This window comes from Hansschlegelia sp. KR7-227 (assembly GCF_049446035.1).
Taxonomy (GTDB): domain Bacteria; phylum Pseudomonadota; class Alphaproteobacteria; order Rhizobiales; family Methylopilaceae; genus Methylopila.
Map to the genome: position 1 here is coordinate 263,712 of NZ_JBMSEA010000001.1, position 14,723 is coordinate 278,434.

Here is a 14,723-nt window from a genome sequence, read left to right on the forward strand (position 1 = left end):
TCGCTCCAAGCGCGCTCGATCGGCGCTCGCTTCTGTCGGCGAGCGAAACGCGCTGTGAGCCGGGGCCGGGCCGCGCGGCTTGAAGCCCTTCAGGGCGTGTGCGATAGCGAACGCCGTCTCGCGGGTTTCGCGTCGCAGGGGTGTGTTGATGACCGAAGTCCAGGGCTTGATGGCCGGCAAGCGCGGGCTCGTGATGGGCGTCGCCAACAACCGGTCGATCGCCTGGGGCATCGCCAAGGCCTGCGCCAACGCCGGCGCGAAGCTCGCCTTCACCTATCAGGGCGACGCCCTGCGCAAGCGCGTCGAGCCGCTCGCCGCCGAACTGAACGCGGAGGTCGTCGGCCATTGCGACGTCACCGACGGAGCGACGATCGACGCGGTCTTCGAGAAGACCGGCGAGGTTCTGGGCGGGCTGGACTTCCTGGTCCACGCCATCGCCTTTTCCGACAAGGACCAGCTCGACGGCCGCTACATCGAGACGACTGCGGACAACTTCCACAAGACGATGTTCATCTCCTGCTACTCGCTGACCGCGGTCGCGCAGCGGGCGGAAAAGCTGATGGGCGGCGGCGGCTCGATCCTGACGCTGACCTATTACGGCGCCGAGAAATGGATGCCGCACTACAACGTCATGGGCGTCGCGAAGGCGGCGCTCGAGGCGAGCGTGCGCTATCTCGCGGCCGATCTTGGACCTCAGAACATCCGCGTCAACGCGATCTCGGCCGGCCCGATCAAGACGCTGGCGGCCTCGGGCATCGGCGACTTCCGCTACATCCTCAAGTGGAACGAGTACAATTCGCCGCTCCGCCGGACGGTCTCGATCGAGGAGGTCGGCGATTCCGCGCTGTATCTTCTTTCCGACCTCGGCCGCGGCGTGACCGGCGAAGTCCACCATGTCGACGCCGGCTACCACATCGTCGGCATGAAGAACCCGGACGCGCCCGATCTCAGCGTCGAGAAGGCGTGACGGAGGGCGGCGCCGTCGCGCGGCCGTCGATCGTCTTCGTCCGCCACGGCGAGACCGACTGGAACGTCGCCGGCCGGCTGCAGGGCGGGACGGACATCCCGCTCAACGCCCGCGGCCGCGACCAGGCCGCGGCGGTCGGCCGAACGCTGATCAGGGCGTTTCCGGACATCGCCGCGCGCGCCTTCGTCGCCAGCCCGCTGTCGCGCGCGGTCGAGACGATGCGGCTGATGCGGGGCGCGATGGGCCTCGACCCCGAGGGCTTCGACCGGGACGACCGGCTGCGCGAGATGTCGTTCGGCCGCTGGGAGGGCTCGACCTTCCGGGAGGTCGGCGAACGCGAACCCGCCGCGATCCGCGCCCGCGCCGCGAACCGCTGGACGCACCGTCCGCCGGACGGAGAGAGCTATGTCGACCTGGTCGCGCGGCTTCAGCCCTTCGTGGAGAGCCTGACCGTCCCTTGCGTGATCGTCGCCCATGGCGGCGTCGCGCGCGGGCTGCTCGCCGCGATCGGCGGGGCGGACACGGCGAGCCTTCCGGAGATGCGCATCCACCAGGGGCGGGCGATCCTGTTCGAGCAGGGCGGGTGGCGCTGGAGCTAGGCTGATCAGCCGCGCTGGAACACGGCGACGGCCTCGACATGCGCGGAATGGCGGAACTGGTCGACCGGCGTGACGCGGACCAGGCGACAGCCGCCGGCGACGAGCATCGCCGAATCGCGGGCGAGGGTCGCGGCGTTGCAGGAGACCGCGACCACCGTCTTCACCTTGGACGCCGCAAGCGCGCGGGTCTGGGCCTCGGCGCCGGCGCGCGGCGGGTCGAAGACCACGGCGTCGAAGCGCGACAGCTCGAGCGGCGTAAGAGGCCGCCGGAACAGGTCGCGCGGCTCCGTGGCGACGCGCTTCAGCCCCTGAGCCCGGTTGGCGGCCGCCGCGAGCGCAGCGACCGCAGGACGCTCGGCGTCGGCTGCGAACACCTCGGCTATCTCCGCGAGCCGCAGCGCGAAGGCGCCGACGCCGCAGAACAGATCGGCGACCCGCTTGGCCTTTCCGACCGCCGCGGCGGCCAGTTCCGCGAGCGTGCGTTCGCCGAGCTCGGTCGCCTGCAGGAAGCCGCCGGGCGGGGGCGTGACGGTCGCGCGCCCGATGAAGAGCGTCGGCTTTCGGCGCTCGACGACGACGTCGCCATGGATCGACAGCCGCGCGAGGTCGAGCCGCTCCGCGAGCCCGACCAGCGCCAGCCGCATCGCCTCCGGCGGCGGCCCGAGGCCGCGCACGTCGATGTCGAGGCCGGTCGCGGTGGCGGTCGCGATCAGGTCGAGCGGCTTTCGGCGGCTTGCGACGGTCGTCGCGATCTTGCGGGCGGCGTCGAGCGCGCGGGCAAGGCCCGGCGCCAGAAGCGGGCAGGCCGCGATCGGCGCGATGGCGTGGCTGCGGGCCTCCGCGAAACCGACCGCGAGCGCGCCGGAGGCGTCGAAGCGCGCGTGGAAGGTCGCCCGGCGCCGTCCGTCGCCATGGGCGTCCACCGCGGGAGCGACGCGCTCTCCGACGTCGAGACCCTCGCGCGCGAAGGCCTCGATCAGCAAGGCGCGTTTCCAGGCCAGGGCGACGTCCTGGGACAGCTCCTGCGTCGCGCAGCCGCCGCAGACGCCGACCGCCGGGCAATACGCCTCGACGCGGTCCGGCGAGGGCTCCAGAACGCGCTCGAGGCGTCCGCGCTCGCCCGAACGTTCGATCTCGACGCGCTCCCCCGGCAACGCCCGCGCGACGAAGACCGGGCCGCCTTCCGTCTCCGCGATCCCGTCGCCGCGGTGGCCGAGGCGGTCGATCCGTACGGTCTCCAGGCCGAACATCGTCACCCCTCCGCCCGTCGGGCGGCGAGCAGATACTCGATGTTCCCGTCGCCGCCCGAGATCGGCGAGGGGACGACGCCGAGCACCGCGAAACCGAGCGTGGCGGCCAGCGCTTCGGCCGCGGCGACCGCCCGTTCGCGCGCGGCCTCGTCCTTCACGATCCCGCCCTTGCCGACGTCGCGCCGGCCGACCTCGAACTGAGGCTTCACCAGCGCGACCAGCGTGGCCGCGGGCGCGGCGAGCGCGGCCGCAGGGGGCAACGCCACCGCGAGCGGCGCGAAGCTCACGTCGACGACCACGATGTCCGGCCGGCGGGGCAGGGCGCTTGGCGCGAGGGCCCGGATGTCGGTCGCTTCGAGGCTGAGGATGCGCGGATCCGCGATGAGGCTCGGATGAAGCTGACCGCGTCCGACATCGACCGCGGTCACATGCGCCGCGCCGCGCATCAGCAGCGCCTGCGTGAAGCCGCCGGTCGACGCGCCGACGTCGAGGGCGTGGAGGCCCGTGACGTCGATCCCGAAGGCGTCGAGCGCGAAGGCGAGCTTCACGCCGCCGCGCGAGACGTAAGGATGCGCCGGCGCGGCCTCGATGCGGGCGTCGGCGCTCAGGCCATCGGAGGCGCGCGCCACCGGCGCCCCGTCCGCGAACACGCGTCCGGCCGCGATCGCCGCCTGCGCCTTGGCGCGGCTGTCGAACAGGCCGCGTTCGACGAGCAGCAGATCGGCGCGGCGGCGGGCGGGCAGGGGAGACATGACGTCGGCATCCATTCGCGTGGCAGCGAGCCTTAGCAGACAACGCGCGCCGCCGCCGAGCGGCCGTCGCCCGCCGGCGCAACGTTTTCGAAGGCGTCCTTGGCCATAGTGTCCGCGACAAGAGCCGCCGGACGCCCTTGCCAGCAGGCCCTGCCGGAGACGCATCGTGCCCCATCGCCCGGATCACGCTCCCGACGTGTCCCGCCGGCGGTTCGTCGCGACCGCCGCAGCCTTCGCCGGCCTTGCTTCCGCGCCGGGGCTCGCCGAGGCCGCGCCGGGGGCGCTCGACGCGGGCGCGCTCGGCGTGAGGCCGGGCGAGGCCGATCAGAGCCGCGCTTTCGCCCGGGCGCTGGAGCGCGCCGCGCGCGAGGGACGGCCGCTCGCGCTCGGTCCCGGCGCATATCGCATCGCGAAGGTCGAGCTTCCCGACGGCGTCTCGCTCATCGGCGCGCCGGACCTCACGCGACTGGAACTGTCGGACCGCGGACCGCTGTTCATCGGCCGCGGACTGAAGCGGGTGCGGATGCGCGGGCTCGTGCTCGACGGCGCGAACATCCCGACCCTCGCTCAGTCCGGCGTGCTGAACCTCGAGGACGTGGCGGAGCTCACGCTCGACGAGGTCGCCGTGATCAACGGCGGCGGCTCCGGGATCGTGATGTTCCGCTCGGGCGGCGCGGTGCGCGGCTGCCGGATCGAGAACGCGCGCTACTCGGCCCTGCTCTCGATGGATGGGAAGGGGGTCGCGGTCACCGATTGCCTGATCCGGGGCTGCCGTAACAATGGCGTGCTGATCCGGCGGACCGACAAGGGCGACGACCCTTCGATCGTCTCGCGCAACCGGATCGAGGACGTCGGCGCGCTCGACGGCGGCCTGGGCTGGAACGGCAATGCGATCAACCTGTCCAAGGCGAGCGGGGTCTCGGTCGCGAACAACGTGATTCGCCGCCCGGCGTTCACGGCGGTGCGCGCCCACATGGCCGACGACGTCATGGTCTCCGACAATCTGTGCCTCGACTGTGGTGAAACCGCCCTCTACGTCGAGTTCGGCTTCTCCGGTACGGTCATCTCCGGAAACCTGGTGGACGGCGCGGCGAGCGGGATCGCCGTCGCCAATTTCAACGAAGGCGGCCGGCTGGGAACCGTGGTCGGCAACGTCGTCCGCAACCTGTTCCGTCGCAAAAGGCTCGACGAGAAGAGCGACGGCTACGGCGTCGGCATCGGCGTGGAGGCGGACGTGGCGGTAACCGGCAACGTCGTCGAGAACGCCGCCGACATCGGCATCGCGCTGGGCTTCGGTCCCTATCTCCGGGACGTCACCGTGTCGGGCAATGTGGTGCGCAATTGCGAGGTCGGAATCGGCGTCTCCGTCGTCGACGGCGCGGGTCCCGCCACCATCGTCGGCAACACGATCACGGGCTCCCGTCGCGGCGCGGTCTTCGGCTACCGCTGGTGGGACGTCGCGACCCCCGATCTTGCGGTCGGCGGAGGAGGGGGACTACCCGGCCTTACGATCGCCCAAAACACCATTCGCTAGGGCGCCCATTATGGCGGCGCCGGACGCCGCGTCGTCGACCTGCCCGCAACTCTCTGATCTCTTTAGAATTTGCACAACCAGTGCGTCCACACGGGGCGCTACTCCCTCATTTGTTAAGCGATTCCTACCATCACGGAGTTGCGACATTTCGGAGACAGTTGTGTCCTCACGGGGGCCGGAGCCGGCGATTCCGGTAGCTTTCGACGCCTAAAAACTGTCCTCTGCTGATGGCGGCGCCCGAGTCGGGGGCGCTCGTTGAGCCATCGGTTCAGTGTCCGACGGGTTTCTGTTTTGGGGACGGAAGGAACCGAACCGAAAAGGCGGAAACGAAAGTCATTCGGGTAAGGCGGCGTTCCCGGCAGGGCGCCGATCGGAGGAAAGGCAACATGCTTCATAAGGCACTCAAGATTGCGGCGGTCGGGGCTCTCGCTCTCGGCGCGTCGGTGACGGGAGCCCTCGCGGGTTCGGTCACGCAGCCCGGCGAGCGCGTCGGTCTGGCCGCGGGCGCTCCGCTTCCGGAAGGCGTCTACTTCGTCAACACGCTCGACTGGGGCGTGCGCAAGCAGCCGGGCCACGACGTCAGCGTCGGCGTCGACATCCCCGTCATCGCCTGGTCGACCCCCTGGCAGATCGCCGGCGCCCGCGTGCAGGTGCTCGTCGCCACGCCGCTGATCCATGCGTCGGTCGAGAACGGCCCGAACAACTACGGGTTCTACAACCCCTTCGCGGCTCTCCAGCTCGCCTGGGACCTCGGCGGCGGCCTCGGCTTCAGCTACTACGCCGGCGCCTACTTCAACATCGGCGACAAGGACGTCCGCTTCCGCTCCACCTCGTTCAACCATGCGGCTGCGATCAGCTACACGGCTGACGGTTGGAACCTGACGGCGAACCTCATCAACGGCATTCACATCGATGAGTCGAAGGGTTACGACTACCCCGACTTCTTCAACCTTGACGTGACGGCCACCAAGACCTTCGGCAAGTGGGAGTTCGGTCTCGCCGCCTTCGGTTCGACCGACTACAACGTCCCGCGCAGCCTCAAGAACGTCGGCTACGACAAGCAGCGCCAGATCGCGCTCGGACCGCTCGTCGGCTACAACTTCGGCCCGGTCATTCTCCAGGCCTACCTGACGCGCGACGTCTATCAGCGGAACTACGGCGGCAAGGACACGCGTCTCTTCACCCGCATCATCATCCCGCTGTACACGCCGGAAGCCCCGATGACCCCGCTGGTCACCAAGTACTGAGTTCTGCTCAGCGCTGAAGCGGGTCCCACGGGGGGATCTACGGAACGGGGACGCCTCTGGCGTCCCCGTTTTCGTTTGGGCGAAGAGGTCCGAACCTGCCGTCTTCAGCCGGAGAGAGCGGCGGTCGCGCGCACGACGCCGACCTCGACCCCGGCCCAGTTGCGCAACGGCCGCTCCGCCCGCCGGGCGAGGAAGTCGCCGGCCTCGCCGGCGGGCTTCAGCATCCGCAGCAGCGTCGCCGCCATCGCCGCCTCGGAGGCGCGGCTGGCGCCGTCCTCGATCTTGAGCGCGATCCCCAGACCGAGCTCCGGCAACGCCGCCCCGTGGACGCCTTCAGCGCCGACCTTGACGAAGACCGCGCCGGCCAAGAGCTGCATCGCCTCGGTGTCGAAGCGCCCCGAGCCCGCGATCTGGAAGGGCGCCGACCACGCCGCCTCCATCAGCCGCCGCGCCGCCCCGGCTCGAACAGGCTCGAGACCCACGCCGGAGCCGAAGCGCGCGAAGCCGCGGGCGATCGTCGCGAGCGGCAGCGCGTAAGTCGGCACGCCACAGCCGTCGACGCCGGTCGCGGCGTCGTCGAGACGGGCCGCCATCGTTCCTTCCAGCGCGGCCGTCACCTCGCGCTGCACACGGTGGTCCGGCGCGACATAGCCCCGAGGATCGACCTCGAGGGCGCAGGCGAGGCACAGGAAGCCCGCATGCTTGCCGGAACAGTTGTTGTGCAGGGCCGACGGCCCGGCGCCGCTTGCGGCGAGCGCGCGCGCCGCCGCGTCGTTCAGGGGCCAGTGCGCGCCGCATTCCAGCGCGTCGGCGTCGAGCCCGAGGCGGGCGAGGACGCCTGCGGCGGTCGCGACATGTTCGGGCTCGCCGCCATGCGAGGCGCAGGTCAAAGCGAGCTCGACGTCCGACAGGCCGAAGAGCTCCGCCGCTCCGGATTCGACCAGCGGAAGGGCCTGGAGCGCCTTGACGCTGGAGCGCGCGAAGGTCGGCCGGGTCACGTCGCCGAGCGAGAACACGACGGCGCCCTCGGCGTCGACGACCGCGACGGCTCCCGCGTGGCGACTCTCGACGGCCGGGCCGCGCGTCACCTCGACCAACGTCATCGCAGCATTCATGGCGCCATCCCTGAAGCGACGCCGAAGCCTAGCCTCGCCGGGGACGGCGCGCGAGAGCGCGGAACCACAGACCCACCTCCGCGGTTCTTCAGCACCACCATCCGATGCGAGCGTTGTTCGATGCCTGCGAAAGCCGCCGCCCAGTCCGGGCGAAGCCGCAACGTTCACGCGCGGCGCGACGACCGAGGTCCGAGCGCCCCGTCGCGGGCGAGGAAAGCCACGATGATCCCGTCTCGGAAACCGCTCTGATGGCCGGACAGGAGGACGCCCCCCAGGTCGCCGAAATCGCGGCCGAGGCCGGTCTCAAGCTGACGGCGCCGCGCGATCTATCGATCGTGCGCAAGCGCGCCGGCCAAGGTTTCGTCTACCTCGACGGCAAGGGACGCAGGGTCACCGACGAGGAGCAGCTGGCGCGCATTCGTTCGCTCGCCATTCCGCCGGCCTATGAAGACGTCCGGATCGCCGCCGACGCGCGCCGCCACCTCCAGGCCACCGGCCGCGACGAGGCCGGTCGGACGCAGTACCGCTACCATCCGGATTGGGACGTGGTTCGCGAGACCCGAAAGGTCGAGCGCCTCGACCGGGTGATTGAGTCGCTTCCCAAGCTGCGGGCCGCCGTCGCGCGCGACATGGCGAGCCCGAAGCTAAGCCGGGTCAAGGCGCTTGCGTCGGCCGTCGCGCTGATCGACGAGACCCATATCCGCGTCGGCTGCGAGACCTATGTGCGTTCCAACAAGGCCCATGGCGCGTCGACGCTCCTGAAGCGCCACGTCAAGGTGCGGGGCGAGACGGTGAAGCTCGGTTTCCGCGGCAAGGGCGGCAAGGACATCGAGGTCAGCCTGCGGTCGGGGCGGCTCGCCCGCGCGCTCGACCGCGTCGGCTCGCTGCCGGGCCGGCGGCTGTTCCAGTACAAGGACGAGACCGGCAGGGTGCGCCGGATCACCTCCGTCGACGTCAACGCCTATCTCCGCGACGTCACCGGGCTGCCGATCACAGCGAAGGACCTGAGGACGCTGGGCGCCAGCGCGACCGCCGTCGAGAGCCTTGTCGACATCGAGCCCGCCGTCAGCGAGACGGGCCGGCGCCGGCAGCTGGCCGGAGTGATGCGGGCCGTGTCCAAAAGGCTTTCGAACACCCCCGCGGTCGTGCGCAAATCCTACGTTCATGCCGTCGTGGTGGAAGCCTTCGCCTCCGGCGCGCTCAAGGCTGCGCATGACGGCGCGCGGGGACGACCCGGACTGCGGCGCGCGGAGAAGACGGTCGCCCGGCTGGTGACGCGGCTCAAACGCCGCAAGTGACCTCAAACCGCTTGCGTCCGGCGTCCAGTCGGGAGAAATCGCTGCGAGGCGCGTCATGTCTTCGCCCGGATCGCGCGCGATGCAGTGCGGGCGTAGGGGCCGCTGCGGCCCGCTCTTCCGGATCGGTCCCATGACGACATGCCTTCGCCTCGCAGCCGTCGCGTTCGGGCTCTGCGCCGCCGGGCCGGCTGCGGCCGAGGCGCCCTGCGGCGGGGCCTTCGACGTCTGGCTCGACGGCGTACGGACCGAGGCGCGCGGCGCGGGCGTGTCCGAACGCGCCATCATGGATGGGCTGACGGGCGTTCGGGTCGAACCCAAGGTGCTCGCGGCCGACCAGGCGCAGGGCGTCTTCCAGCAGACCTTTCTGCAGTTTGCGGGCCGGATGGTCGCGCCGCCGCGGCTTCCCAAGGGGATCAAGCTCGTCAAGGACAAGGCCGAGCTGCTTGAGAAGATCGAGCGGGAGTATGGCGTCCCCGGCCCGGTGCTCGTGGCCTTCTGGGGGCTGGAGACCGATTTCGGGGCCAATCTCGGCAAGTTCGACACTCGGAACGCGCTCGCGACGCTGAGCCATGACTGCCGGCGGCCGAACTTCTTCCGCCCGCAGCTGATCGCGGCGCTCCAGATCATCGACCGCGGCGATCTCGCGCCCGCCGATATGCGCGGCGCCTGGGCGGGGGAGCTCGGTCAGACCCAGATGATGCCGGTGGACTACCTCCGTTCGGCCGTCGACGCCGACGGAGACGGCCGCCGCGATCTGATGCGCAGCCAGGCCGACGCCTTGACGTCGGCCGCGAAGTATCTCGCCGACCTCGGCTGGCGGCGCGGCGAGCCGTGGCTCCAGGAGGCGACGCTGCCGGCCGACATGCCGTGGGCGGAAGCCGACATCGACGTGAAGCACCCCGTCTCCCAATGGCGCGCCTGGGGCGTCGGGGCCCGGACCGGAGCGTTGCCTCCGGACGATGCGCAAGCCTCGCTGCTGCTGCCGATGGGCCGCAATGGCCCGGCTTTCCTCGCCTACCGCAATTTCGACGTCTACCGGACGTGGAACAAGTCGTTCATCTACGCGACCACCGCGGCCTATCTCGCGACCCGGCTGGCTGGCGCGCCCGAGGCGTCGCCGGGGCGCGCGCCGGTGCGGGCGCTCGACACGAACGAGCTGCGCGCCCTGCAGACGCTGCTCGCCCGAGACGGGTTTCTTTCGGCCGACGAGGTCGACGGCCAGCTCGGCGGCGATACGCGGAAGGCGGCGCGCAGGGCGCAGCAGAAACTGGGTCTGCCGGCCGACGGCTATCCCAGCCTGGAGCTGACGCAGGCGCTCGAAGCCTCTCGCGGCTGAGCTTTTCGCCTCGCCCGGCTTGAAACCCGCGGCTGGGCGTTTCATGAACCAAGCCATGCACGCATGGGTCCTGACCGCCGGTGACGCGGACGACGAGGCGCGCTGCCTCGGCGTCGCCGAAGCGGTGGCCGACAGCCTCGAGCGGCGGCGGGTGGCGCCGCGGGCGCCGTTCGGCTGGCTCGCGCCGTTCGGTCCGATCGACCCGCGGGACGCGCCTCATCTGCCGAACAGTCCGATCGCTCCGAGCGCGCCACGCCATCGCGGCGTCCGCTGGCCCCACGTCGTGGTCGCCGCGGGCGAACGCGCGGTCCCATATCTCCGACGCGTCGAGGCCGCTTCGGGCGCCCGGCCCGTCACCGTCTTCCTCGGCGCGACGCTCGCGGGCTCAGGCGTCGCCGACGTGGTCTGGGCGCCCGACTGTTCGTTCTTGCGCGGCGCGAACGTGATCGCGACTCCGACGGGCCCCCACGGCGCGGGCGTCGGCCGCCTCGCCGCGGCGAGGGGCGGACCGCCGCCGTGGAGCGGCGCTCCGGACGGTCCACGGGTCGGCGTGCTGCTCGGCGGAGATCCGCGTCGCCCACGGGCCGACGAGGAGGACGTCGCGCGGCTGGTCGCGGGCCTGAGGCGGCTGCGTGACGACGGCGCCTTTCTGGCCGCCGCGCGATCGCCGTGGACGCCGCGCAATCTCGTCTTGGCGGTTGGCCGGGTCGCGCACTATCTATGGGATGGGCAGGGGCCAGACCCCCATATCTCGTTGCTCGCTCATTGCGAGGCTTTCGTCGTGACCGCAGACGCGCTGCATCTGATCGACATGGCGGCCGCGACCGGCCGACCGATCCTGGCGAGCCGTTCCGCTGGTCTCGGCCGACGCGCGCGCGCCAGGCTGGATCGGCTGACGGGGCTCGGCGTCGTCCGACCCTTCGCCAGACGGCTCGAACGCTACGCCTATCCTCCGCTCGACCCGACTGGTGAGATCGCCCGCGCCGTCGAGGCGCTCGTCGCGACGCGCGCGGTGCTTGCGCCCGCTGCGGCGCCGATCTCGCCGGCCCGCGCCCGCGAAACAAACGGACCTGCACGATGACCGCCGAACCGATCCGTCACGCCCGTCTCGTCATCCTGGGCTCCGGGCCCGCCGGCTGGACGGCCGCGCTCTACGCCGCGCGCGCTATGCTCGAGCCGGTGGTGATCTCCGGGCTGCAGCCCGGCGGCCAGCTCACCATCACGACCGACGTCGAAAACTATCCCGGCTTCGCCGATCCGATCCAGGGGCCGTGGCTGATGGAGCAGATGCAGCTCCAGGCGGAGCGCATGGGCGCGCGCACGCTCGCCGACCATGTCGCCAAGGTCGATCTCTCCCGCCGGCCCTTCGTGCTGGAGACCGAATCGTCCGGCCGGATCACCGCGGACGCGCTGGTGGTCGCCACCGGCGCGCAAGCCAAGTGGCTCGGCCTCGAGAGCGAGGAGACGTTCAAGGGCTACGGCGTCTCGGCCTGCGCGACCTGTGACGGCTTCTTCTTCCGCAACAAGCAGGTGGTCGTCGTCGGCGGCGGCAACACGGCGCTCGAAGAAGCGCTGTTCCTCACCAACTTCGCCTCCAAGGTGACGCTGGTCCATCGGAGGGACTCCTTCCGCGGCGAGCGCATCCTGCAGGAGCGGGTGTTCGCGAACCCGAAGATCGAGGTGGTCTGGAACGCGACCGTCGGCCAGATCCTCGGCGGCGGCGCGCCGCTGAAGGTGGAGGGGGTGACGCTGGTCGACACCCGGACGGGGACGCCGACGACGCTCGCCTGCGACGGCGTGTTCGTCGCGATCGGCCACCAGCCCGCGACGGAGCTGTTCCGAGGCCAGCTCGACATGCGACCGTCCGGTTATCTGAACGTGCGGCCAGGCACTTCCTTTACGAACGTGCCTGGCGTGTTCGCGGCGGGCGACGTCGCCGACGAGACCTACCGACAGGCCGTCACGGCGGCCGGCATGGGCTGCATGGCGGCGCTCGACGCGGAGCGGTTCCTTGCGGGCGAAGAGGCGGCGCGCCACGCGGCGTGACCACGATGGCCGCGAGCGAGCGGCGAGGGGGAACCGTATTGGATTGGGACAAGCTGAGGATCTTTCACGCGGCGGCCGACGCTGGCAGCTTCACGCGCGCCGGCGAACAGCTGGCGCTCAGCCAGTCCGCGGTGAGCCGCCAGGTCTCCGCGCTCGAACATGAGCTGAAAGTCCCGCTGTTTCATCGCCACGCTCGAGGCCTGATCCTGACCGAGCAGGGCGAACTCCTGTTCCGCACGGCCCAGGAGGTGTTCGCCAAGCTCGAATCGGCGCGGTCGATCCTGACCGACAGCCGCGAACGGCCGCATGGCGTGCTGAAGGTCACGACGACGGTCGGCCTCGGCACCGGATGGCTGACGCCGCGGCTCGTCGAGTTCATGGACGCCTATCCCGACATCCAGGTGCAGCTGATTCTAACCGACGACGAGCTGGATCTTTCGATGCGCGAGGCCGACGTCGCGATCCGGCTGCGCGCGCCGACCCAGCCCGACCTGATCCAGCGACGCCTGTTCACGGTGCACTATCACGCCTACGCTTCGCCGGACTACCTGAAGCGCCACGGCCGGCCGAACGGCCTCGACGACCTCGACCAGCACCGGATCGTGGAGTTCGGCGGCCCCATCCCGCATTTCCTCCAGAGCATCAACTGGATGAAGACCGCGGCTCGCTCGCCGAAGAACCCGCGGCTTGCGAGCCTCGTGATCAACTCGGTCGTCGCGATCAAGCACGCCGCCGAGACCGGCGTCGGCCTCGCCGTGGTGCCGGATTATCTGCTGGATGACACGACGACGCTGGTGCGTGTGCTGGAAGGCCTGGAGATGCCGACGCTCGAGGGCTACTTCGTCTACCCCGAAGAAATGAAGAACGTCGCCCGCATCAACGTCTTCCGCGACTTCCTGATCGAGAAGGCGCAGCGCTGGTCGTATTAAGGCGACGTCATGGGCGTCTGACGACGCGATAGCGCGAGGGGAGCAAGATGCCGACTTACGACGACGTAGGTGATGCGATCCATAAGGCCGGCCACCGAAACTTCGTCGGCGGTGAAACGGTCTGGGACGAAATCTCTTCGCTTCAGTTCGAATTCTTGAGATCGCAGGGCCTCAAACCGTCGCATGTACTCGCCGACATCGCCTGTGGATCGCTCCGTGCCGGGATCCGTCTGATCCCCTACCTCGACGCTGGCAACTACATCGGGATCGACAAGCATATTGAGCTGATAATCTACGGCGTCGCGTCCGAATTGGGACTCGAGACGTTCAGCGCCAAACGTCCACAATTCTTAGTATCGAGCGATTTCGACTTCAGCGGGTTCCGAAAAGCTCCGCAATTCGCCATTGCGCAATCTCTTTTTACGCATCTGACGGGAGCGGACATCATCGCCTGCCTGGCGAAGTTCCGGCCGCAGGCGGCGGACGGCTGTCGGTTCTTCGCGACGTTCCACCATGCGCCGACCCGCCGGCAAAACCCGGCGCATTCACACTCGTGGGAGCAGTTTTACTACGTGCCCGACGAGATGGCGGAATTCGGTAAGGCCGCGGGATGGTCGTCGCATTACATCGGGCAATGGAACCACCCACGGCGGCAGCACATCGTGGAGTATCGGCCCCTCGCGTGACGCTTCTTGGGCCAGCCGGTCAATCTGCAGGGATAGAGATCGACGAAGCCGGATCGGAGGTCCGCCGCGGGATTTGCGGCTTGGCGGGATCGGTTCGGCCCCCCGTTCGTTGTCTCCACAACAGGCGCCCGTGGGGCGCGAGCAGGAGACACGTATGAACGCGCGCACCCCGTCCCCCGGCGAAAAAACCGAGGCCGTCAAGCCCGTCGAAGCGAAGCAGGGCACCGACGCGCCCAAGGGAATGCCGGTCGTGCTGATCGTCAGCCTGGTTGGCGCGGCGGTCGCCATGTGGGCGATCTGGTCGATCTTCTTCGCGCAGGGCTGACGAGAAAGGGGACGGCGAACCGTCCCCTCAGCCTCCCGTCGCCGGACGCTCAGGCGAATTTGATGGAGAGCACTTCGTAGCTCTTGCCGCCGCCGGGCGTCGCGACCTCGACGGTGTCGCCGACCTTCTTGCCGACGAGGGCGCGCGCGATCGGCGAGCCGATCGACACCTTGCCCTGTTTCACGTCGGATTCAGCCTCGCCGACGATCTGGTAGGCCTTCTCCTCGTCCGTGTCCTCGTCCACCAGGGTCACGGTCGCGCCGAAGGTGATGGTGTCGCCCTTGAGCTTCGAGAGGTCGATGACTTCCGCGCGCGCGATCATGCTCTCGAGCTCCGCGATGCGGCCCTCGTTCAGGCTCTGCTGTTCCTTGGCGGCGTGATACTCGGCGTTCTCCGAAAGATCGCCATGCGACCGCGCTTCGGAGATTGCGGCGATGATCCGCGGGCGCTCCTCGGAAGCGCGCTTCTTGAGCTCCGCCTCCAGCGCCGTGTGGCCTGCGGCGGTCATCGGAATTTTGTCCATTTCCATCTCTCTCGACACAATAATTACGCCGCCCGCCGTGTGCCGACAGCGAGCGCGCGTAAATCCAGAAACGTCGGGTAGGCCGTCGACGTTCCATCACGCCTCGGCGAGACGGT

The 14,723-nt window shown here is 69.8% G+C and carries 15 protein-coding genes; 11 read left to right on the plus strand and 4 right to left on the minus strand.

Features of this window, described 5'->3' with window-relative positions; translation table 11 throughout:
• The first annotated feature begins 148 nt into the window (after nt 1-148).
• Nucleotides 149-967 carry an enoyl-ACP reductase FabI gene (gene fabI / locus ACO2RJ_RS01165; protein ID WP_423266179.1) on the plus strand — a complete coding sequence of 273 codons (819 nt, stop codon included), beginning with the start codon at nt 149-151 and terminating at the stop codon, nt 965-967.
• The gene (locus ACO2RJ_RS01170) at nt 964-1,566 is read left to right on the plus strand and encodes a histidine phosphatase family protein (protein ID WP_423266180.1); all 603 of its coding nucleotides are present in this window, start codon (nt 964-966) and stop codon (nt 1,564-1,566) included. Before fabI ends, ACO2RJ_RS01170 begins: the two co-directional genes overlap by 4 nt.
• 5 nt (nt 1,567-1,571) lie before the next feature.
• Here the strand turns inward: ACO2RJ_RS01170 and ACO2RJ_RS01175 are convergent, their stop codons facing one another.
• Complete coding sequence (locus ACO2RJ_RS01175) at nt 1,572-2,816, minus strand: class I SAM-dependent RNA methyltransferase (RefSeq protein WP_423266181.1); 1,245 nt, start codon at nt 2,814-2,816, stop codon at nt 1,572-1,574.
• Between the two features lie 2 nt (nt 2,817-2,818).
• Nucleotides 2,819-3,568 (minus strand): TlyA family RNA methyltransferase, encoded by a 750-nt coding sequence (locus tag ACO2RJ_RS01180; RefSeq protein ID WP_423266182.1) that lies wholly within the window; start codon nt 3,566-3,568, stop codon nt 2,819-2,821.
• Nucleotides 3,569-3,734: 166 nt separating this feature from the next.
• Here ACO2RJ_RS01180 and ACO2RJ_RS01185 point away from each other — a divergent pair, with 166 nt between their 5' ends.
• On the plus strand, nt 3,735-5,102 hold the full coding sequence (locus tag ACO2RJ_RS01185; protein WP_423266183.1) for a TIGR03808 family TAT-translocated repetitive protein: 1,368 nt from the start codon (nt 3,735-3,737) through the stop codon (nt 5,100-5,102).
• Between the two features lie 386 nt (nt 5,103-5,488).
• Entirely contained in the window at nt 5,489-6,349 is an 861-nt protein-coding gene (locus ACO2RJ_RS01190; RefSeq protein WP_423266184.1) for a transporter, read from the plus strand.
• 104 nt (nt 6,350-6,453) lie between these two features.
• On the opposite strand, the gene ACO2RJ_RS01195 is transcribed toward ACO2RJ_RS01190, so the two are convergent.
• Complete coding sequence (locus ACO2RJ_RS01195) at nt 6,454-7,464, minus strand: asparaginase (protein ID WP_423266185.1); 1,011 nt, start codon at nt 7,462-7,464, stop codon at nt 6,454-6,456.
• Between the two features lie 248 nt (nt 7,465-7,712).
• Here ACO2RJ_RS01195 and ACO2RJ_RS01200 point away from each other — a divergent pair, with 248 nt between their 5' ends.
• The 7 genes from ACO2RJ_RS01200 to ACO2RJ_RS01230 all read left to right on the plus strand — a co-directional run bounded on the left by ACO2RJ_RS01200 (nt 7,713) and on the right by ACO2RJ_RS01230 (nt 14,084).
• Nucleotides 7,713-8,762: a DNA topoisomerase IB gene (locus tag ACO2RJ_RS01200; protein WP_423266186.1), complete on the plus strand. Its 1,050-nt coding sequence runs from the start codon at nt 7,713-7,715 to the stop codon at nt 8,760-8,762.
• Between the two features lie 130 nt (nt 8,763-8,892).
• Nucleotides 8,893-10,098, plus strand: a complete 1,206-nt coding sequence (locus tag ACO2RJ_RS01205) for a lytic murein transglycosylase (protein WP_423266187.1) — start codon at nt 8,893-8,895, stop codon at nt 10,096-10,098.
• 55 nt (nt 10,099-10,153) lie between these two features.
• Nucleotides 10,154-11,179: an ELM1/GtrOC1 family putative glycosyltransferase gene (locus tag ACO2RJ_RS01210; protein WP_423266188.1), complete on the plus strand. Its 1,026-nt coding sequence runs from the start codon at nt 10,154-10,156 to the stop codon at nt 11,177-11,179.
• A complete protein-coding gene (gene trxB, locus ACO2RJ_RS01215; RefSeq protein ID WP_423266189.1) occupies nt 11,176-12,144 on the plus strand; it encodes a thioredoxin-disulfide reductase in 969 nt (322 codons plus the stop codon). Before ACO2RJ_RS01210 ends, trxB begins: the two co-directional genes overlap by 4 nt.
• A 5-nt stretch (nt 12,145-12,149) precedes the next feature.
• On the plus strand, nt 12,150-13,073 hold the full coding sequence (locus ACO2RJ_RS01220) for a LysR family transcriptional regulator (protein ID WP_423268883.1): 924 nt from the start codon (nt 12,150-12,152) through the stop codon (nt 13,071-13,073).
• Nucleotides 13,074-13,120: 47 nt separating this feature from the next.
• Nucleotides 13,121-13,759 carry a hypothetical protein gene (locus ACO2RJ_RS01225; RefSeq protein ID WP_423266190.1) on the plus strand — a complete coding sequence of 213 codons (639 nt, stop codon included), beginning with the start codon at nt 13,121-13,123 and terminating at the stop codon, nt 13,757-13,759.
• Between the two features lie 154 nt (nt 13,760-13,913).
• Nucleotides 13,914-14,084, plus strand: coding sequence for a hypothetical protein (locus tag ACO2RJ_RS01230; RefSeq protein ID WP_423266191.1), 171 nt, complete (start codon nt 13,914-13,916; stop codon nt 14,082-14,084).
• 49 nt (nt 14,085-14,133) lie between these two features.
• Here ACO2RJ_RS01230 and greA read toward each other — a convergent pair whose 3' ends face one another.
• Complete coding sequence (gene greA / locus ACO2RJ_RS01235) at nt 14,134-14,607, minus strand: transcription elongation factor GreA (RefSeq protein WP_423266192.1); 474 nt, start codon at nt 14,605-14,607, stop codon at nt 14,134-14,136.
• Nucleotides 14,608-14,723: the final 116 nt, after the last annotated feature.